This is a genomic window from Streptomyces sp. NPDC096048 (genome assembly GCF_044763415.1).
Lineage (GTDB): Bacteria > Actinomycetota > Actinomycetes > Streptomycetales > Streptomycetaceae > Streptomyces.
Genome location: NZ_JBIWGG010000006.1, coordinates 1 through 18984, shown reverse-complemented (window position 1 = coordinate 18984; position 18984 = coordinate 1). Strand labels below are relative to the sequence as shown.

14 protein-coding genes are annotated in these 18984 nt (G+C 72.8%); 12 read left to right on the top strand and 2 right to left on the bottom strand.

All coding sequences use genetic code 11. The annotated features are described in order from the left end of the window. The first annotated feature begins 122 nt into the window (after window positions 1-122). Both ACIQ6R_RS17250 and ACIQ6R_RS17245 read left to right on the top strand, forming a co-directional pair. Window positions 123-3857 (top strand): glycosyltransferase family 2 protein, encoded by a 3735-nt coding sequence (locus ACIQ6R_RS17250; RefSeq protein ID WP_404222223.1) that lies wholly within the window; start codon window positions 123-125, stop codon window positions 3855-3857. Then, the gene (locus ACIQ6R_RS17245) at window positions 3854-5323 is read left to right on the top strand and encodes a DUF5719 family protein (protein ID WP_404222221.1); all 1470 of its coding nucleotides are present in this window, start codon (window positions 3854-3856) and stop codon (window positions 5321-5323) included. The genes ACIQ6R_RS17250 and ACIQ6R_RS17245 overlap by 4 nt, the downstream gene beginning before the upstream one ends. A 159-nt stretch (window positions 5324-5482) precedes the next feature. Here the strand turns inward: ACIQ6R_RS17245 and ACIQ6R_RS17240 are convergent, their stop codons facing one another. After that, complete coding sequence (locus ACIQ6R_RS17240; protein WP_404175271.1) at window positions 5483-5938, bottom strand: metallopeptidase family protein; 456 nt, start codon at window positions 5936-5938, stop codon at window positions 5483-5485. A 294-nt stretch (window positions 5939-6232) separates the two neighbouring features. Here ACIQ6R_RS17240 and ACIQ6R_RS17235 point away from each other — a divergent pair, with 294 nt between their 5' ends. The 9 genes from ACIQ6R_RS17235 (at window position 6233) to ACIQ6R_RS17195 (ending at window position 16417) form a co-directional block, all read left to right on the top strand. Next, window positions 6233-6655 carry a DUF3499 domain-containing protein gene (locus ACIQ6R_RS17235; RefSeq protein ID WP_404222218.1) on the top strand — a complete coding sequence of 141 codons (423 nt, stop codon included), beginning with the start codon at window positions 6233-6235 and terminating at the stop codon, window positions 6653-6655. A gap of 143 nt (window positions 6656-6798) precedes the next feature. Continuing rightward, window positions 6799-8415, top strand: coding sequence for an L-lactate permease (locus ACIQ6R_RS17230; RefSeq protein ID WP_404222668.1), 1617 nt, complete (start codon window positions 6799-6801; stop codon window positions 8413-8415). Between the two features lie 90 nt (window positions 8416-8505). After that, the gene (locus ACIQ6R_RS17225; RefSeq protein WP_404222216.1) at window positions 8506-9870 is read left to right on the top strand and encodes a phosphomannomutase/phosphoglucomutase; all 1365 of its coding nucleotides are present in this window, start codon (window positions 8506-8508) and stop codon (window positions 9868-9870) included. Between the two features lie 191 nt (window positions 9871-10061). Further along, entirely contained in the window at window positions 10062-10232 is a 171-nt protein-coding gene (locus ACIQ6R_RS17220; RefSeq protein WP_404175262.1) for a Trm112 family protein, read from the top strand. Between the two features lie 98 nt (window positions 10233-10330). Next, window positions 10331-11458 carry an SIS domain-containing protein gene (locus ACIQ6R_RS17215; RefSeq protein ID WP_404175259.1) on the top strand — a complete coding sequence of 376 codons (1128 nt, stop codon included), beginning with the start codon at window positions 10331-10333 and terminating at the stop codon, window positions 11456-11458. 90 nt (window positions 11459-11548) lie between these two features. Further along, window positions 11549-12700 (top strand): mannose-6-phosphate isomerase, class I, encoded by a 1152-nt coding sequence (gene manA, locus ACIQ6R_RS17210; protein ID WP_404222214.1) that lies wholly within the window; start codon window positions 11549-11551, stop codon window positions 12698-12700. A gap of 165 nt (window positions 12701-12865) precedes the next feature. After that, a complete protein-coding gene (locus ACIQ6R_RS17205) occupies window positions 12866-13846 on the top strand; it encodes a cation diffusion facilitator family transporter (RefSeq protein WP_404175253.1) in 981 nt (326 codons plus the stop codon). Between the two features lie 339 nt (window positions 13847-14185). Then, window positions 14186-15643 carry an adenosylhomocysteinase gene (gene ahcY, locus ACIQ6R_RS17200; RefSeq protein WP_404175250.1) on the top strand — a complete coding sequence of 486 codons (1458 nt, stop codon included), beginning with the start codon at window positions 14186-14188 and terminating at the stop codon, window positions 15641-15643. A 159-nt stretch (window positions 15644-15802) separates the two neighbouring features. Then, window positions 15803-16417: a hypothetical protein gene (locus tag ACIQ6R_RS17195; protein ID WP_404222211.1), complete on the top strand. Its 615-nt coding sequence runs from the start codon at window positions 15803-15805 to the stop codon at window positions 16415-16417. Window positions 16418-16469: 52 nt separating this feature from the next. On the opposite strand, the gene ACIQ6R_RS17190 is transcribed toward ACIQ6R_RS17195, so the two are convergent. Next, window positions 16470-17435 (bottom strand): RDD family protein, encoded by a 966-nt coding sequence (locus ACIQ6R_RS17190; RefSeq protein ID WP_404222209.1) that lies wholly within the window; start codon window positions 17433-17435, stop codon window positions 16470-16472. 126 nt (window positions 17436-17561) lie between these two features. Between ACIQ6R_RS17190 and ACIQ6R_RS17185 the strand changes: the two genes are divergently transcribed. Then, window positions 17562-18569 (top strand): stage II sporulation protein M, encoded by a 1008-nt coding sequence (locus tag ACIQ6R_RS17185; RefSeq protein ID WP_404222207.1) that lies wholly within the window; start codon window positions 17562-17564, stop codon window positions 18567-18569. The last annotated feature ends 415 nt before the right edge of the window (window positions 18570-18984 follow it).

Here is an 18984-nt window from a genome sequence, read left to right as displayed (position 1 = left end):
GTCCACAGGCGGCGGGCCGTCGCCCTGCCAGCCGATAGTGTGGGCGCTCGTCCGAGACGCCCCGCCACCCCCAACAGGCACGGGCGTCCACCGCAGTCCACCGAACCGGGGCCCGTACCTCGATGTCCGTGCACAGCCACACGGCAGCCCAGCAAGACCTCGCTGCCACACCTGAGTTCCCGCGTCATGTGGTGACGGCGGTCCTCGTCGCCCACGACGGAGCCCGCTGGCTGCCCGACGCGCTCGCCGGGCTGCTCGGCCAGGAGCGCCCCGTCCAGTACGCCGTGGCCGCCGACACCGGCAGCGCCGACGACTCCGCCCGGCTGGTCACCGACGCCCTCGGCGACGACCGCGTGCTCCACCTCGCCCGGCGCACCGGCTTCGGCCAGGCCGTCGAGGAGGCCGCCCGCACCGCCCCCGTCCTCACCCCGGACGACCTGGCGTACCTGAGGCGGCCCAGCGGCTGGGACCCCGTCACGCGCACCTGGCGCGACGACACCTACGACCTGCCGGAGCTTCCCCACGGAGAGCCGGTGCAGTGGCTGTGGCTGCTGCACGACGACTGCGCCCCCGAACCCGACGCCCTCGCCCAGCTGCTGCGCGTCGTGGACAACGAGTACGAACTCGGCCGCGACGACGTCGCCGTGGTGGGCCCCAAGCTCCGCGGCTGGTACGACCGCCGGCAACTGCTGGAGGTCGGCGTCTCCATCGCCAACTCCGGCCGCCGCTGGACCGGCCTGGACCGTCGCGAACAGGACCAGGGCCAGCACGACCACGTCCGGTCCGTCCTGTCGGTGTCCACCGCGGGCATGCTGATCCGGCGCGACGTCTTCGAGCGGCTCGGCGGGTTCGACCGCAGGCTGCCCCTGATGCGCGACGACGTCGACCTGTGCTGGCGCGCGCACGCCGCCGGACTCCGCGTCCTCGTCGCTCCCGAGGCGGTCGTACGCCACGCGGAGGCCGCCTCCCGCGAACGCCGCGCGGTCGACTGCGCGGGCCGCACCACCGCGTCCCCGCACAAGGTGGACAAGGCCGGCGCCGTCCACACCCTCCTCGTCAACGTCCGTACGGCCGCCCTGCCCTGGGTGCTCCTGCGCATCGTCGTGGGCACCCTGCTGCGCACCCTCGCCTACCTCGTCGGCAAGGTCCCCGGACAGGCCGTCGACGAGATCCGCGGCCTGCTCGGGGTCCTGCTGCGCCCCGAGCGCATCCTCGCCGGCCGGCGCGAACGCGGCCGTCCGCAGGTCGAGAAGGACGAACTGCGCCCCCTGTTCCCGCCCCCGGGCGCGACCATCCGCGTGACCGTCGAACAGGTCGCGGGCAACCTCGTCGGCAGCTCCGACGCCGAGACGGCCACCGGCGCCGGGCGGCACGGCGGCGGCATCGAGTCCGGACCCGGCGGCGACGACGCCGACTTCCTGGAGATCGAGCAGTTCGCCCGCCTCAAGCGCATCGCCCGCAAGCCCGGGCCGGTGCTCTTCCTGGTGCTGCTGTTCGTCTCGCTGGCCGCCTGCCGCGCGCTGCTCGGCGGCGGCGCCCTGGCGGGCGGCGCGCTGCTGCCCGCCCCGGCCGGCGCCGGCGAGCTGTGGTCGCGGTACGCGGACGCCTGGCACACCGTGGGCACCGGCGGCATCGCCTCCGCACCGCCCTACCTCGCGATCGTCGCCACGCTCGCCTCCGTACTGCTGGGCTCCACCGGACTGGCCGTCACCCTGCTGCTGGTCTGCTCGGTGCCCCTGGCCGGCGTCACCGCGTACTTCGCCTCCCGGCCGCTCGTCACCTCCCGGCTGCTGCGCGCGTGGGCGGCCGTCGCCTACGCCTTCCTGCCCGCCGCCACCGGCGCGCTCGCCGGCGGCCGCATCGGCACCGCCGTCCTCGCCGTGCTGCTGCCGCTCATCGCGCGCGCGGGCGCCGCGGCGGCAGGCCTGACGCGCTCGTCCGGCACCCGTGGCAGCTGGCGCGCCACTTGGGCGTACGCGCTGCTGCTGACCATCACCACCGCCTTCACACCCGTCGTGTGGCCCATCGCGCTGCTCCTCGGCGTCGGCGTCCTGGCCCTGCGCAGGGGCGACATCACGGCGTACGGACCGCGCTTCCTCGCCCAGCTGGGCACCCCCCTGCTGCTCCTCGCCCCCTGGTCGCTGACGCTGCTCCCGTTCGGCTTCCTCGACGAGGCCGGACTGGAGTACGGCTCCTCGGCTGCCTCCGCCCTCGACCTGCTCGGAGCGAGCCCCGGCGGCCCCGGCACGGTCGGCGGGCTGATCCTCATCGGCATCGTGCTGGCCGCCCTGGCCGCACTGCTGCGCTCGGAGCGGCAGTTGGGCGTCCGCACGGCCTGGGCCGTCGCCCTGGTCGCGCTGGTCTTCGCGGTCCTCTCCAACCGCTCCGCCTGGGCCGGGCCCGCCACCCTCGTCTACGGCATCGCCCTGCTGTCCGCCGCGACCCTCGGCGCCGACGGGGCACGCTCGCGCGTGGCCGAGCAGAGCTTCGGCTGGCGCCAGCCCGTCGCCGCCCTGATCGCCCTCGCCTCGGCCGTCGGCCCGCTGATCGCCGCCGCCGGCTGGATGATCGGGGGCGCCGACGGTCCCCTGGAGCGACGCGATCCCGTCCAGGTGCCCGCGTTCGTCGCCGAGGAGAGCCGCACCCGCGACCAGGCCCGCACCCTCGTCCTCGACAGCGACTCCCCGGCCCACGTGAACTACATGCTGGTGCGCGGGTCCGGAGCCCGCCTCGGCGACGGCGAACTGGCCGCCGGAGACGGCGGGAACAGCGGACTCGACAAGACCGTCGCCAACCTCGTGGCCGGTTCCGGCGCCGACCAGGCCGACCAGCTCGGCGGCTTCGCCGTGCGCTACGTCCTCGTGCACAAGGGAGCGCCCCGCGAGGTCACCCGCGTCCTGGACGCCACGCCCGGTCTGAGCCGGCTGAGCCAGCAGGACGGCAGTGGACTGTGGCGGGTGGACCAGGAGGTCGCGCGCGCGACCATCGTGTCCGGCGAGAACTCGGGCGCCGACTCAGGCGCCGAGGAGCCGCGGCCCGTCGCGGCCGGACCCGTGGAGATCCACACCGAGATCCCGGCCGGCTCCGACGGCCGCGTACTGCGCCTCGCCGACACCGCCGCCGAGGGCTGGACGGCCACCCTGGACGGCGAACCGCTCACCCGCACCACGGTCGACGGCTGGGCCCAGGGCTTCGAACTCCCCGCCGCCGGCGGAAAGCTGGACGTCACCTACGACGCCCCGCTCACCCACACCGTCTGGCTGTGGGCCCAGGGCATCCTCGCCGTCGTCCTGGTCGTCCTCGCCCTGCCCGGCAGGCGCCGCGATGTCGACGACGACCTGCCCGACGAGCCGCTCGTCCCCGCGGTGGCCGTCGAGGGCGAAGGCCGCCGGGCCAGGCGACTGCGGGCCCAGGCCGAGGCGGAGGCCGAGGCGGGAAGCGAGCCGGCGACCGAGGCCGCGGACGCCTCCGGAACACCCGCCTCGCCCGCGGAGGCACCCGCGCCGGTTCCGCGGCAGCCGGCGTACGGCCAGTGGGACTCGGCCGGGTACGCCGGTGCCGAGTACAACTCCTACGGCACGTACGGCGGCGAGCAGTACCAGGGCGCCCAGCAGTACGACCCGGGCGCGTACGGGCAGCAGCACCAGGCGGACGGCTACCAGGGCGACCAGGCCGGTCAGTACGAGGCGGGTCAGTACGACCCGTACGCCTACGGCGACCCGACCCGGGCCGGCACGTACGACCCCGCCTACGACCAGGCGTACGGCCAGGCCGGCTACGACACGCCGTACGACCCTTCCCAGCCCCACGACCCCCACGGCACGGGCAGTGAGCGTCCCGACGGGAGCCAGCAGTGAAGCGCACCACCCTGTCCCTGTTCGCCGGCGCGACCGCGCTCGCCGCGATCACCGGATTCGCGGCGGTGTCCACACCGGACGCCACCGGTGCGGACACCGCCCGGCCGGCCGCCCGGCTGCCCGTGGAGCGCACCAGCCTGCTGTGCCCGGCGCCCAGCACCTCCGATCTCGCCGAGACGTCGTACACGTCCTTCACGCCCGTCACGGAGGGCGCCGAAGAGAAGGGCGAGGCCGCACTCGTCGCCGGGACCCCCGAGGGCGGGAAGAAGACCGAGAAGCCCGTCGTACAGCCCAAGGCGCCCGGCACGCCGGTCACCGGCAGCACCTCCGGCGCGGACACACCCGCGCTGATCGGCACCGCCGAGGGCGGTTACGCGCCCGGCTGGACGGTCCAGCAGACCACCGAGGTCGCCGCCGGGACGGGCCGGGGACTGCAGGGCGTCAACTGCACCGCCCCGGACACGGAGTTCTGGTTCCCGGGCGCCAGCACGGCGACCGACCGCACCGACTACGTGCACCTGACGAACCCCGACGACTCGGCGGCCGTCGTCGACATCGAGCTCTACGGCAAGGACGGAGCCCTGAAGTCCACGGTGGGGGAGGGCATCACCGTGCCGCCGCACGCCAGCGAGTCCCTCCTGCTGTCCACCCTCAGCGACGTGGAGCAGACCGACGTCACCGTGCACGTCGGCGTGCGCAGCGGGCGCGTCGGGGCCGCGGTGCAGGCCCTGGACGACAAGACCGGCGGCGACTGGCTGACCGCGGCCGCGGACCCGGCGGGCGACCTCGTACTGCCGGGCATCCCCAAGGACGCCACAGCCGTACGCCTGGTGCTGTTCACGCCCGGTGGCACCGACGCCGACCTGAAGGTGCGGCTCGCCTCGCCGTCCGGGTCGATCACGCCCGCCGGGCACGAGACGGTGCACGTCAAGGCGGGCATGACGACGGGCGTCGACCTCGGCGACGTCACGCGCGGCGAGGCGGGATCACTGGTGCTGACGCCGACCGGCGGGTCCGTGCCGGTCGTGGCGGCGGTCCGGGTCGTGCGGGGCAAGGGCGGCGAACAGGAATCGGCGTTCATTCCGGCCGCCGACCCGGTCGGTGCGCGCGCGACGTCCGCGGACAACCGCGCCGAGCGCACGACGCTGTCCCTGGCCGCCACCGGAGAGGCCGCGAAGGTCAGGGTCACGGCCTCGGCGGGCACCGAGGGCGGTACGGCGGCGACCAAGACGTACACGATCAAGGGCGGCACGACCCAGAACGTCGAGGCACCCGTCCCCGCCGGCCTCAAGGGCGCCTACGCGCTGACGGTCGAGACCGTCTCGGGCGGCCCGGTGTACGCGTCCCGCACCCTGACCGGCGAGGACGACGACGTGGCGTCCTTCACCGTCCAGACCCTCCCCGACGACCGGGGAACGGTCTCGGTTCCGAACGCGGACGAGGACCTGTCCGTACTCCAGCAGTAGCGGCGATCACAAGGTCCAGAGCGCGGGCATACGTGCCGCCCGGGGCGGCACGGGTGGGCGCGGCGGCACCCCGCGGCGCCGGGCCGTGCGCCCCGCCCTGCACCGGCGCCGGGCACAGGGCAGGGACCGGACCACTGCGCCACGCCCCCGCAGGCCCGCTCAGTCCTCCCCGTACCGGGGATCCACGGTCTCCGGCGTCAGCCCCAGCAACTCCGCGACCTGCTCGACGACGACCTCGTGCACGAGTGCCGCCCGCTCGTCCCGGCTCTTGGTCCGGATCTCGACCGGCCGCCGGTACACGACCACGCGCCCGCGCCGCCCGTCCTGCGAGGGCACCGTCCCCCCGAGCGGAACCGTCTCGTCGTTCCAGGCATCGCCGGTGGCGGCGTCCGGCCTCGGCACGTCCAGGACGAGGAAGTCGATGTCGGCGAGCTGCGGCCAACGCCGCTCCAGGCGCTCCACGGAGTCCTGCACCAGGTCCGCGAACACCTCACCGCGGCTCGCGGCGAGCGGTACCTGCGGCGGTGCGACCGGGCCGCGCATGCCCCGACCGTGGCGATCACGACGGCGGGGCCCCGGGCGGCCTGCGTCACGGGGTGTCAGGGGGTTGTCCATCACTGGTGAAGGGTAGTCCCCGCCGGTGCCCCGCGCCGGACCGCACACGCACACCGGACAGCGCCGGGACACCTCGTACGGCATGTCGCCGGATGACCATTCCAGCCAAGGTTGGGCTCGATTCCGTATCTCTCCGCGACCGTCGAACTCAAGCCAAATGTCGCTGTTCGTATCGGTTCGCGACCGCCACCGGAGCCGTCCGGCCTCCCGGAAACGGACATCCGTGCAGGTCAACGAGGTGCGTTCAGAGGGCCCTGTGGGGCGTTTCACACCACGACACGGTGGTGTGACCCGGTGGAGAGTCTTCGCGGCCCGCTCAAGAGTGCGGTACCGTCCAACATCGTGAGCCCTGTACGTCGCTGTTCGCGCACCGCCTGCGGCCGTCCCGCCGTCGCGACGCTGACGTACGTCTACGCCGACTCGACCGCGGTCCTCGGCCCGCTCGCCACCTACGCCGAACCCCACTGCTACGACCTGTGTGCCGAGCACTCCGAGCGCCTCACCGCCCCGCGCGGCTGGGAGGTCGTCCGCCTGCTCGACGGCTCGGCCCCGGCCCGCCCCAGCGGCGACGACCTGGAAGCGCTCGCCAACGCGGTCCGCGAGGCGGCCCGCCCCCAGGACCGCGCGACCGGGTCCGGCGGCGGCCCCCGGACGGCCGACCCGATGGAGGTCGCGCGCCGCGGCCACCTGCGCGTCCTGCGCTCGCCGGACAACTGAGTCACCTCAACCGCCCCCGCCACGTCAGTCACTTCCGCCGTCATCCGTCGCCGCACACCCATTGACGCCTCCTTGTCGCGGACACGACCATTCCGGAAGCAGCGAGAAACCGCTTTCGCATGGCGGAATCCCGGGAGGCGCCCGTGTATGTCCAGGAACTGGAACCAGTCGCCGGTTCGCTGGGCCTGTCCGCCCTGGTGGCGGCCCTGCCCCTGGTGATCGTCCTCGTCCTGCTGGGCGGCGTCCGCATGAAGGCGCATCTGGCGGGTCTCACGGGCCTCCTGGCGGCCGTACTCGTCGCCTGGCTGGCCTACGGCATGCCGCTGGACCAGACGGCTTCCAGCGCCGTCCAGGGCGCCGTGTTCGGGATCTTCCCCATCCTGTGGATCGTCGTGAACGCCCTGTGGGTCTACCGGATGACCGTCCGCACCCGGCACTTCGACATCCTGCGCCGTTCCTTCGGACGGCTCTCCGACGACCCGCGCATCCAGGCCCTGGTCGTCGCCTTCTGCTTCGGCGCCCTGCTGGAGGCCCTCGCCGGGTTCGGGGCGCCCGTCGCGATCTGCTCGGTCATGCTCGTGGCCCTCGGCTTCGACCCCGTGCGCGCGGCGGTCGTCTCCCTGGTCGCCAACACCGCGCCGGTCGCCTTCGGCGCGATGGGCACCCCCGTGGTGACGCTGGCCCAGGTCACCGGACTTCCGCTGGACGACGTCGCCTCCGTGGTGGGCCGCCAGACGCCCCTGCTGGCCCTCGTCGTCCCGCTGCTGCTGGTCGCCCTGGTCGACGGGCGGCGCGGGCTGCGCGAGACCTGGGTGCCCGCGATGGCCTGCGGTGCCGCCTTCGCCGTCGCCCAGTTCGCCGCCGCCAACTACGTCTCGGCCCAGCTCGCCGACATCGGCGCCGCCCTGCTGGGCGCGGCCGCCCTGGTCGCCGTACCCCAGGCCCGCAGGCCCGCCGCCGAGCCCGTACGGGCGTCCGTCCTGACCGGCGTACGCAGCGAGGAACTGGACGAGCGGGACCCCCGGCGCGAGGTCGTGCGGGCGTACGCGCCGTACGCGCTGATCGTCGCGATCTTCTCCGTGGCGCAGATCCCCGCGGTCAAGGACCGGCTGGCGCAGGCGACCCGGACGTACGACTGGCCGTTCCTGGACGTGGCCGGCCCCGAGGGCGTTCCGGTGGGCGGCAACGTCTTCTCCTGGCCGATCGTCTCCACCGGCGGCACGCTCGTCCTGTTCGCCGGCCTGGCCACGGCCGTCGTCCTCGGCGTGCACGCGCGCGCGGCGGTCAAGGAGTGGCTCGCGACCGTGCACGAACTGCGGTTCGCGATCCTCACCGTGACCTCCGTGCTGGCCCTCGCCTACGTCATGAACCTCTCCGGCCAGGCCGCCACCATCGGCCACTTCGTCGCGGCGGCCGGCGCCGGACTCGCCTTCCTCTCCCCGGTGCTCGGCTGGTTCGGCGTCGCCGTCTCCGGCTCCGACACCTCGGCCAACGCGCTCTTCGGCGCCCTCCAGGTGACCGCCGCGCGGGAGTCCGGCCTGTCCCCCGAGCTGCTCGCCGCCGCCAACAGTTCGGGCGGGGTCCTCGGCAAGATGATCTCCCCGCAGAACCTCACCATCGCCTGCGCGGCCGTCGGCCTCGCGGGCCGCGAGGGCGACCTGCTGCGCAAGGTGCTGCCCTGGAGCCTGGGGCTGCTGCTGGTGATGTGCCTGATCGTGGTCGGGCAGTCCACGCCGGTCCTGGGCTGGATGCTGCCCTGACCCTGCCCTGACCTTCGGGAACCGCCCGACGCCCGGTCGGTGGTTGCGGGTAGTTTGTGGGCTCCGACAGGACTTCCAGGAAGGTTGGCCGTGGCTGCTGATCTGTCGCAGATCGTGAAGGCGTACGACGTACGCGGTGTGGTGCCGGACCAGTGGGACGAGTCGCTGGCCGAGCTGTTCGGCGCGGCGTTCGTCGAGCTGACCGGCGCGCGCGCCATCGTGGTCGGCCACGACATGCGGCCCTCGTCCCCCGGGCTGTCCGGCGCCTTCGCGCGCGGGGCGGCGGCCCGCGGCGCCGACGTCACCGAGATCGGCCTGTGCTCCACCGACCAGCTGTACTACGCCTCCGGCGCGCTGAACCTGCCGGGCGCCATGTTCACGGCCTCGCACAACCCGGCCCGCTACAACGGCATCAAGCTGTGCCGCGCGGGCGCCGCCCCGGTCGGCCAGGACACCGGCCTCGCCGAGATCCGCGCCCTCGTGGAGCGCTGGAGCGACTCCGGCGCCCCGGAGCCCGCGTCCCGCCCCGGCACCGTCACCCGGCGCGACACGCTCGCCGATTACGCGGCCCACCTGCGCTCCCTCGTCGACCTCACGGCCATCCGCCCCCTCAAGGTCGTCGTCGACGCGGGCAACGGCATGGGCGGCCACACGGTCCCCTCGGTCTTCGCCGGCCTGCCCGTCGAACTCGTGCCGATGTACTTCGAACTCGACGGCACGTTCCCCAACCACGAGGCCAACCCGCTCGACCCGGCCAACCTCGTCGACCTGCGGAAGCGGGTCCGAGAGGAGGGCGCCGACCTCGGCATCGCCTTCGACGGCGACGCCGACCGCTGCTTCGTCGTCGACCAGAACGGCGACCCGGTCTCCCCGTCCGCGGTGACCGCTCTCGTGGCCGCCCGCGAACTCGCCCGCAACGGCGGCACGGGCACGGTCATCCACAACCTGATCACCTCCTGGTCCGTGCCGGAGGTCGTGAAGGAGAACGGCGGCACACCGGAACGCACGCGCGTGGGCCACTCCTTCATCAAGGCCGAGATGGCCAGGACCGGCGCCATCTTCGGCGGCGAGCACTCCGCGCACTACTACTTCCGCGACTTCTGGAACGCCGACACCGGCATGCTGGCCGCCCTCCACGTCCTCGCCGCCCTCGGCGGCCAGCAGGGCACACTGTCCGACCTCGTCGCCCAGTACGACCGCTACGCCGGCTCCGGCGAGATCAACTCCACCGTCACCGACCAGGCGGCCCGCCTCGCCGCGATCAGGGCCGCGTACGAGGGCCGTGACGACGTCACCCTGGACGACCTGGACGGCCTCACCGTCACGACGGCCGACTGGTGGTTCAACGTCCGCCCCTCCAACACGGAGCCCCTGCTGCGCCTGAACGCGGAGGCCCGCGACGAGGCGACGATGACGAAGATCCGGGACGAGGCGCTGGCGATCATCCGCTCGTAGCCGCGGGCAGTCGTGTCGCAGGGGGGAGGCACGGGTGGGCGCGGCGCACCCCGCGACCGCCGGTCCGCGCGACCCACCCCCTGGCACCGACGCCGGGTGCCCGCCCGTCGTACGGCCCGACACACGTCCTCGTCCGGCGGTACCCTGACCAGCACATCCGCACAAGCCGATCCGCCCCGAAGGGAATTCCCATGCCGCTCGAAGCCGGCCTCCTGGAGATCCTCGCCTGCCCGGCCTGCCACGCCCCCCTCAAGGAGCAGGACGCCGAGCTGATCTGCACCGGCCAGGACTGCGGCCTGGCGTACCCGGTCCGCGACGACATCCCCGTCCTCCTCGTCGACGAGGCCCGCCGCCCCGGATAACCGAGGCCCGCCGCCCGAGTGACCGACGGCCGCCCCGCGGCCGGGCCACCTCGCGCACGCACCCGAACAAACGCATCCGGCGATCGGAGACTGCCGCCATGCTCGACGAATCGCTGCTCGACGCCCCGGAGCGACTCACCGAGGCCGACCGCCGCGGCCTGCTCCGCGGCGCCGCCGAGGCAGGTGCCCGTGTGCGCACCGCCGCCCGGCACGCCGCCGAGGCCGGAGTCGGCAACCTCAAGCCGGACGGGCGCCCCCGCGCCGTCCTGATCGCCGGCCCCGGCGCCGCCGCGACCCAGGCCGCCGACCTCCTCGGCACCCTCGCAGGCGCCGGCAGCCCCGTCACCCGCCTCGCCCCCACCGGCGTCGCCCCCGCTGCGGGCGCCCTGCGCTGGGAACTGCCCGGCTGGGCCGGCTCCGTGGACCTCCTGCTGATCGCCACCCCCGACGGAACCGAACCGGGCCTGTCCCTGCTCGCCGAACAGGCTTACCGCCGGGGATGCACCGTCGTAGCCGTAGCCCCCGCCCGTTCCCCGCTCAGCGAGTCGGTGAACGCCTCCCACGGCCTGTTCATCCCGATGGCGACCGCCCCCTACGACCACGACGAGCCCCTCGCCGGTGCCGCCCCCGGCGTCCTGTGGGCGCTGCTCACCCCGCTCCTCGCGCTGCTGGACCGCACCGCCCTGCTCGAAGCGCCGCCCGAGGCCATCGAGAAGGTCGCCGACCGCCTCGACCGCATCGCCGAACGCTGCGGACCCGCCACCGTGACCTACAGCAACCCGGCCAAGACCCTGGCGTCCGAGCTGGCCGACACCCTGCCGGTCGTCTGGACCGAGGGCACCTCGGCCGGACCGGCGGGCCGCCGCTTCGCCGCCGCGCTCGCCGAGCTGGCCGGCACCCCGGCCGTCGTCGCCGAACTGCCCGAGGCGCTCGCCGCGCACAGCGCCCTGCTCGCCGGCCGACTCGCCGCCGGAGCCGACCCCGACGACTTCTTCCGCGACCGCGTCGAGGAGGCACCCGCCCTGCACGCGCGCGTGGTGCTCCTCCGCGACCGCCCCAGCGGCGGCCTCACCGCCGCCCCCGGCGCCCGCGACCTGGCCCTCGGCCACGACACGCCGATCAGCGAACTGGAACCCGAAGAGGGCGGCGAACTGGAGACCCTCGCGGAACTGATCGCCATCACGGATTTCGCCGCCGTTTACCTGGCGCTCGCCTCGCGCGCCTGATCCCGTACGCACCATCTCGTACGTACCAGCGCCACCCACCGGCGCCACGTACCAGGAAACGCACCGCGCACGCACCGGCAGAGAGAGCCCATGGACCTCCTCGACAACACCGTCCGCCCCTACGCCTGGGGTTCCACCACCGCGATCCCGACCCTGCTCGGGACCGAGCCGACCGGCGAACCGCAGGCGGAGATGTGGATGGGAGCCCACCCCGGCGCACCCTCCCGCACCGGCCGGGGCACCCTCGCCGAGGTCATCGACGCCGACCCCGAGAAGGAACTGGGCACCGCCTCCGCGGCCAAGTTCGGCCCCCGGCTGCCCTTCCTCCTCAAACTCCTCGCCGCCGGCGCCCCGCTCTCCCTCCAGGTCCACCCCGACCTCGCCCAGGCCAAGGCCGGCTACGAGGACGAGGAGCGCCGGGGCGTCCCCCTGGACGCCCCGCACCGCAACTACAAGGACGCCAACCACAAGCCCGAACTGATCTGCGCCCTCACCGAGTTCGACGGCCTGTGCGGCTTCCGCGCCCCCGCCGAGACGGCCGACCTGCTCGACGGCCTCGGCATCGCCTCCCTCAAGCCCTACGTCGACCTGTTGCGCGCGCATCCCGAGGACGCCGCCCTGCGCGAGGTCCTCACCGCGATCCTCACCGCCGACCCCGAGGAGATGTCCCGCACGGTCACCGAGACCGCGGCCGCCTGCGACCGCCTCGGCGGCGCCTACGCGCCCTACGCCGGCATCGCCCACCACTACCCGGGCGACCCCGGCGTCCTCGCCGCCCTGCTCCTCAACCACGTCCGGCTCCAGCCCGGCGAGGCCCTGTTCCTCGGCGCCGGCATCCCGCACGCCTACCTCGACGGCCTCGGCGTCGAGATCATGGCCAACTCCGACAACGTCCTGCGCTGCGGCCTGACCCCCAAGCACGTCGACGTCCCCGAACTCCTGCGCATCGTCCGCTTCGAGGCCGGCGACCCCGGCATCCTCCGCCCGGAGGCGTCCCCCGACGGCGAGGAGGTCTACGACACCCCGATCGACGAGTTCCGCCTGTCCCGGTACGTCCTCCCGGAGGGCTCCGGCGTCCACGACCTCACCCTGCCCACCCCGCAGATCCTGCTCTGCACGGCGGGCACCGTACGGGCGGGCGAACACGAACTGGCCCCCGGCCGGTCCGTCTTCGTCCCGGCAGGCGAAAAGGCCGGAGTGTCCGGCGCCGGCACGCTCTTCAGGGCCACCGTCCTCGTCTGACACAGGCCTGAGGCAGGTCTGACGGGCGTACGACGGGGCATCCGGCACCTCGGGGCCCGCTAGGGCTGCAACAATGGCGCACCGCGAAGGAGGGGCGAAGCCGGCAACCGGCCGAGCCCGCACCGGCGTACGGACGTAGACGAAGGCGAAGGGACAACGCGACACATGAGCGCGTCAGGCGGGACCAAGGCGATCGTGGCGGCACTGCTCGCCAACCTCTCGATCGCGGTGGCGAAATTCGTGGCGTTCCTCTTCAGCGGGTCGTCGTCGATGCTCGCGGAGTCCGTGCACTCCCTCGCCGACTCCGGCAACCAGGGACTTCTGCTCCTCGGCGGCAAGCGCGCCCAGCGCGAGGCCACCCCCCAACACCCGTTCGGCTACGGCCGCGAGCGCTACATCTACGCCTTCCTCGTCTCCATCGTGCTCTTCTCGGTCGGCGGCATGTTCGCCCTCTACGAGGGCTACGAGAAGATCAAGCACCCGCACGAGATCGAGCACTGGTACTGGCCGGTGGGCGTCCTGGTCTTCGCGATCATCGCCGAGACCTTCTCCTTCCGGACCGCCATCAAGGAGTCCAACGTCCTGCGCGGGAAGAAGTCCTGGAAGGAGTTCGTCCGCCACTCCAAGGCCCCCGAACTGCCGGTCGTCCTCCTGGAGGACCTCGGTGCCCTGGTCGGCCTGATCCTCGCGCTCGGCGGAGTCGGCATGGCCCTGCTCACCGGTGACGGCGTCTGGGACGGCATCGGCACCCTGTGCATCGGCGTGCTGCTCATCGTGATCGCGCTGGTGCTGGCCGTCGAGACCAAGTCCCTGCTGCTCGGCGAGGCCGCCGGCACCGAGGCGGTCCAGCGGATCGAGTCCGCGATCGTCGCCGGCGACACGGTCACCGGCGTGATCCACATGCGCACGCTCCACATCGGCCCCGAGGAGCTCCTCGTCGCCGCCAAGATCGCCGTCCGCCACGACGGCACGGCCACCGAGGTCGCCTCCGCCATCGACGCCGCCGAGGCCCGTATCCGCGAGGCCGTTCCGATCGCCCGCGTCATCTACCTGGAACCGGACATCTACAGCGAGTCCGAGGCGACCAAGGGCCCCGACCGCGAGGCGACCCCCGGCGGCCCGAGCACGCCGCCCGCCGCCCACTGACACCCGCACCCGCCACACCCACGGGGCCCGCCGATCCACTCGGCGGGCCCCGTCGGCTTCCGCCCCCGTCGAAGCCGTAACGCTTCGTGAACGTCCGGAAGTGTTCGGAGGCGGACTGGGGACGGCGGGCGCCACCGGTGTAGCTTGGGACGGAGCCAGACGTCGCTGCTGATGGCGGTCGGGCGGTCCGGTACGGACCGGCCGAGGGAGAGAGGGCCTCCGACGGACTGCGCTGCGCGCACGCGGGCATGCCTGTGTCCTCTTCGGGGCACCCCTGTGTCCGCCGCCGCGCAGATGTCAGCCGTACCCACCTCGACCCAACCCGAGGAGCAGCTCGCAATGACGACTGTCGACAACCGACAGGACTTCAAGGTCGCCGACCTCTCCCTGGCCGCGTTCGGCCGCAAGGAGATCACCCTCGCCGAGCACGAGATGCCGGGCCTGATGGCGATCCGCAAGGAGTACGCCGAGGCCCAGCCCCTCGCCGGCGCCCGCGTCACCGGCTCCCTGCACATGACGGTGCAGACCGCCGTACTCATCGAGACCCTGGTCGCCCTGGGCGCCGAGGTCCGCTGGGCCTCCTGCAACATCTTCTCCACCCAGGACCACGCGGCCGCCGCCATCGCCGTCGGTCCGAACGGCACGCCCGACAACCCGCAGGGCGTCCCGGTCTTCGCCTGGAAGGGCGAGACGCTGGAGGAGTACTGGTGGTGCACGGAGCAGGCGCTGACCTGGCCGAACACCCCCACCGGCGGCCCGAACATGATCCTGGACGACGGTGGTGACGCCACCCTCCTCGTCCACAAGGGCGTCGAGTACGAGAAGGACGGCAAGGTCCCCTCGGTCGACACCGCCGAGTCCGACGAGCACCGCGTCATCCTCGAACTCCTCACCCGCACGGTGAGCGAGAGCCCGCAGAAGTGGACCCAGCTGGCGTCCGAGATCCGCGGCGTGACCGAGGAGACGACGACCGGCGTCCACCGCCTGTACGAGATGCACCGCGACGGCACCCTGCTGTTCCCGGCGATCAACGTCAACGACGCGGTGACCAAGTCGAAGTTCGACAACAAGTACGGCTGCCGCCACTCCCTGATCGACGGCATCAACCGCGCCACCGACGTCCTCATCGGCGGCAAGACCGCCGTCGTCTGCGGCTACGGCGACGTGGGCAAGGGCTGCGCGGAGTCCCTGCGCGGTCAGGGCGCCCGGGTGATCATCACCGAGATCGACCCGATCTGCGCCCTCCAAGCGGCGATGGACGGCTACCAGGTCACGACGCTGGACGAGGTCGTCGACAAGGCCGACATCTTCGTCACCACGACGGGCAACAAGGACATCATCATGGCCGCGGACATGGCCAAGATGAAGCACCAGGCGATTATCGGCAACATCGGCCACTTCGACAACGAGATCGACATGGCCGGCCTCGCCAAGATCCCCGGCGTCGTCAAGGACGAAGTCAAGCCGCAGGTCCACACCTGGACCTTCCCCGACGGCAAGGTCCTCATCGTGCTGTCCGAGGGCCGCCTGCTGAACCTGGGCAACGCCACCGGTCACCCGTCGTTCGTGATGTCCAACTCCTTCGCGGACCAGACCCTGGCCCAGATCGAGCTGTTCACCAAGCCCGACGAGTACCCGACCGACGTCTACGTGCTGCCCAAGCACCTGGACGAGAAGGTCGCCCGGCTCCACCTCGACGCCCTCGGCGTCAAGCTGACCACGCTCCGCCAGGAGCAGGCCGACTACATCGGCGTCAAGGTCGAGGGCCCGTACAAGGCGGACCACTACCGCTACTGAGCAAGCCCGCGTCGCAGCCGACGGGGGTGCGTCCGTGCACAGACGCCCCCCGCCTGCTGCCGGCTCCTCCGAGACAGGCCCCCGCACCCCCGTGCCGGGGGCCTGCCCCGTCGGCGCCTCAGCGGCCGGACCAGCAGCCCGTCACCACCCAGGACCACCATGCCCCGCGGCCGTTATTCGCTCCACGATCCGCACGACCACACCCCCCTCGCGGAAGAACACTTCCAGTGCGCCCCCGGCCCCTCCGGCTGGCGCTACGTCTCCCGGCTGACCACGTCCACCGGAGACCACCTGGGCTCCGTCGACCTCGCCCTCGACGAACTCGGCCGCCCCATCCGCCTCGAACTCCATGCCGCAAGCTGGCAAGTGCGCGGTGCGGCCATCGACGGCGTCACCTGGGTCCGCACCGACCCCACCGGGAACCACGCCACCGAAGGCAATGCGCGCGCCCACGCCTTCACCGGCACGTCCCCGGCCTTCCTCGTCGCCGCCACCCGTCTCCTGCGCCTCACCCCCTCCGGATCGGCCACCCGCGTACGCCTTGTCGCCCTCACGGACCCGGTCCTCGCCCCGCTCACCGTGGACCAGTCCTGGGCCTTGCTCGACAGACAAACACACGCCACTGACAACGGCCCGCTCACCGTGGACGAGTACCAGGTCACAGCCCTGGACACGGGGGAGCAGCACGCCGTGCACATCGCCGGCGACGTCGTGCTCGCGGCCCCCGGCATCGAGCTGGAGGACCTGGAGTCACCGCCGTCCGTGTTCCCGTGAGCGACATCGGGCGACACGCGCCGCGGGACCGCCCGGGCGCAGTCCGCCCGGCCTACGCCGGTGGTACGAAGCCGGTGCCGGTGCGGCCGTCCGAGGGCGCCTCCCGCGACACCTCGGGCCGGACGCCACGGGAGGGCGCGGTCGGCGGCACCGCGGGACGCGCCTCCGGCGGCCGCACCGGCGGTGTCACTGAGGATCCCGGCGCGGGAGGAGTCATGGGCGCTTCCACCGCGGACCCCCCGACCGCGTACGGCCCCCCGGCCGCGTACGTTCCTCCGAACGCCCGCCGGGCCTCCCGGGCCTGCCGCTCCTGCATCACCGCCGCCAGATAGGCGGCCGGCGGAACCTCCTGCGGCCGGGGAGCGCCCGTGCGAGCCGCCACATCGACGGCGAGCCGTTCCGCCATGGCCCAGCCGACCCGGGGATCCAGCTGCCCCATCCGCGTCAGGTACTGACGCACGGCGAGCCACAGATCATCGGGTACCGCGGACAGGTCGAGCCCCGAGAACCGCCCCGCCAGCCACGGCGGTGGCGGCGGCACGAAGCCCGCCGGCGAGACCGGCACCCGTTCCCGCACGACCAGAGTCCCCGCGAACACATCACCGAGCCGCCGCCCCCGCGCCGACACCAGCGAGGCGATGCAGGCGACGACGCCGAACGTCATGAGGATCTCGATCACCCCGATCAAGCCCCGCACCAGCGAGTGCCGGAACCGGATCGGCCCGCCGTCGTCCCGCACCACCCGCAGACCGCACGCCATCTTCCCCAGCGACCGCCCATGACTGAGCGTCTCCACCGCGATAGGACCGCCCACCAGGACGAGAACGAAGGCCGCGATCGACAGCGCGGTCTGCGCCGCCATGTCCAGGGAGGCCGTGGAAGCCACCAGCGCGACGGTCACCGCCACATAGACGGCCACGGCCACCGCCAGATCGAGCAGGACGGCCAGCGCCCTGCTGGGCAGCCTCGCGGGGCGCAGCTCCAACGCCACCGCCTCGCCCGTCACCAGCTCACTCACGCCTGCCGCCCTTCCCCTGACTGCCCCCGTCCCCGCCAGTCTGCCAAGCTGAGGACGCACCGCGCCGCAGTACGACAAGCTGATCCACGACGAGCCGCCGACGATAGCCGAGGAGCAGGCACACCGATGGACCTCGACGTCTTCGTCTCCGCCCACCGAGCGGAGTGGGACCGCCTCGACGACCTGCTCCGGTGCCAGCGCCGACTGACCGGCGCCGAGACCGACGAACTCGTCACCCTCTACCAGCGCACGGCCACCCACCTCTCCCTGATCCAGTCCAGCGCACCGGACCCGCAGTTGACCGGACGGCTCAGCCAACTGGTGGCACGCGCGCGCAGTGCCGTGACAGGAACCCGCCGGGCCTCGTGGCGCGACGTCACCCGTTTCCTGACACACGGCTTCCCCGCCGCCGTGTACCGGGCCCGCCACTGGTGGGTCCCCACCGCACTCCTGTCGACGGCCGTCGCGGCGCTCCTGGGCTGGTGGATCGGCACCCACCCGGAAGTCCAGGCCACCATCGCGGCACCCAGCGAACTGCGGGAGCTCACCCGCCCCGGCGGCCAGTACGAGACGTACTACTCCAGCCACCCCGCGGCCTCCTTCGCCGCACAGGTCTGGACGAACAACGCCTGGGCCGCCGCGCTCTGCCTGATCCTGGGCGTCTTCCTGGGTCTGCCGGTCATCTGGATCCTGTTCCAGAACATGCTCAACCTGGGAGTCGGCTTCGGCCTGATGTCGTCGGCCGGCCGCCTCGACACCTTCCTCGGTCTCGTCCTGCCTCACGGCCTGCTCGAACTGACCGCCGTCTTCGTGGCCGCGGGCACCGGCCTGCGTCTCGGGTGGACCCTCATCGACCCGGGCCCGCGCACCCGGCGCATCGCCCTCGCCGAAGAGGGCCGAGCCGCCATCGGCATGGCGATCGGCCTCGCCCTGGTCCTGTTCGTCTCCGGCGCCATCGAAGGCTTCGTCACCCCGTCCGGCCTGCCCACCTGGGCCCGCATCACCATCGGAGTCGTCGCCGAGCTGGCCTTCCTCGCCTACGTCTATGTCCTGGGCGGACGTGCCGTGCGCGCCGGCGACACGGGCGACGTCGAAGCGGCCGAGCGCAGCGCCACCGTGCCGACGGCCGCCTGATGTGCGTCCGCCCCCAGTGAGCTGCTAGTGTCCTCTTCGTTCCCGCAAGAGCCGTTGACACGGAGCGAGCGGGGAGGTAGATTCGAACAGTTGCCTGGAGATGGGTTCACCCCAGAGGGCAGCCGATAGTATCTATTTGCTTCCTCCCGGATCATTGAATTCGGCGAAGCACTCTCCCGATGAATCGGAAATGAACGGCCGGTCAGACCGGCTCGGAACTTCTGATAAAGTCGGAACCGCCGGAAAGGGAAACGCGAAAGCGAGAACCTGGAAAGCACCGAGGAAATCGGATCGCAAAGATCTGATAGAGTCGGAAACGTAAGACCGAAGGGAAGCGCCCGGAGGAAAGCCTGAGAGAGTCTCTCGGGTGAGTACAAAGGAAGCGTCCGTTCCTTGAGAACTCAACAGCGTGCCA

What these genes read in the sequence shown, in the direction of transcription:
- ACIQ6R_RS17195 (WP_404222211.1), top strand. Translation starts at nt 15,803, where the DNA reads ATGCCCCGCGGCCGTTATTCGCTCCACGATCCGCACGACCACACCCCC.
- ACIQ6R_RS17205 (WP_404175253.1), top strand. Translation starts at nt 12,866, where the DNA reads ATGAGCGCGTCAGGCGGGACCAAGGCGATCGTGGCGGCACTGCTCGCC.
- ACIQ6R_RS17185 (WP_404222207.1), top strand. Translation starts at nt 17,562, where the DNA reads ATGGACCTCGACGTCTTCGTCTCCGCCCACCGAGCGGAGTGGGACCGC.
- ahcY (WP_404175250.1), top strand. Translation starts at nt 14,186, where the DNA reads ATGACGACTGTCGACAACCGACAGGACTTCAAGGTCGCCGACCTCTCC.
- ACIQ6R_RS17215 (WP_404175259.1), top strand. Translation starts at nt 10,331, where the DNA reads ATGCTCGACGAATCGCTGCTCGACGCCCCGGAGCGACTCACCGAGGCC.
- ACIQ6R_RS17250 (WP_404222223.1), top strand. Translation starts at nt 123, where the DNA reads ATGTCCGTGCACAGCCACACGGCAGCCCAGCAAGACCTCGCTGCCACA.
- ACIQ6R_RS17220 (WP_404175262.1), top strand. Translation starts at nt 10,062, where the DNA reads ATGCCGCTCGAAGCCGGCCTCCTGGAGATCCTCGCCTGCCCGGCCTGC.
- manA (WP_404222214.1), top strand. Translation starts at nt 11,549, where the DNA reads ATGGACCTCCTCGACAACACCGTCCGCCCCTACGCCTGGGGTTCCACC.
- ACIQ6R_RS17240 (WP_404175271.1), bottom strand. Translation starts at nt 5,938, where the DNA reads ATGGACAACCCCCTGACACCCCGTGACGCAGGCCGCCCGGGGCCCCGC.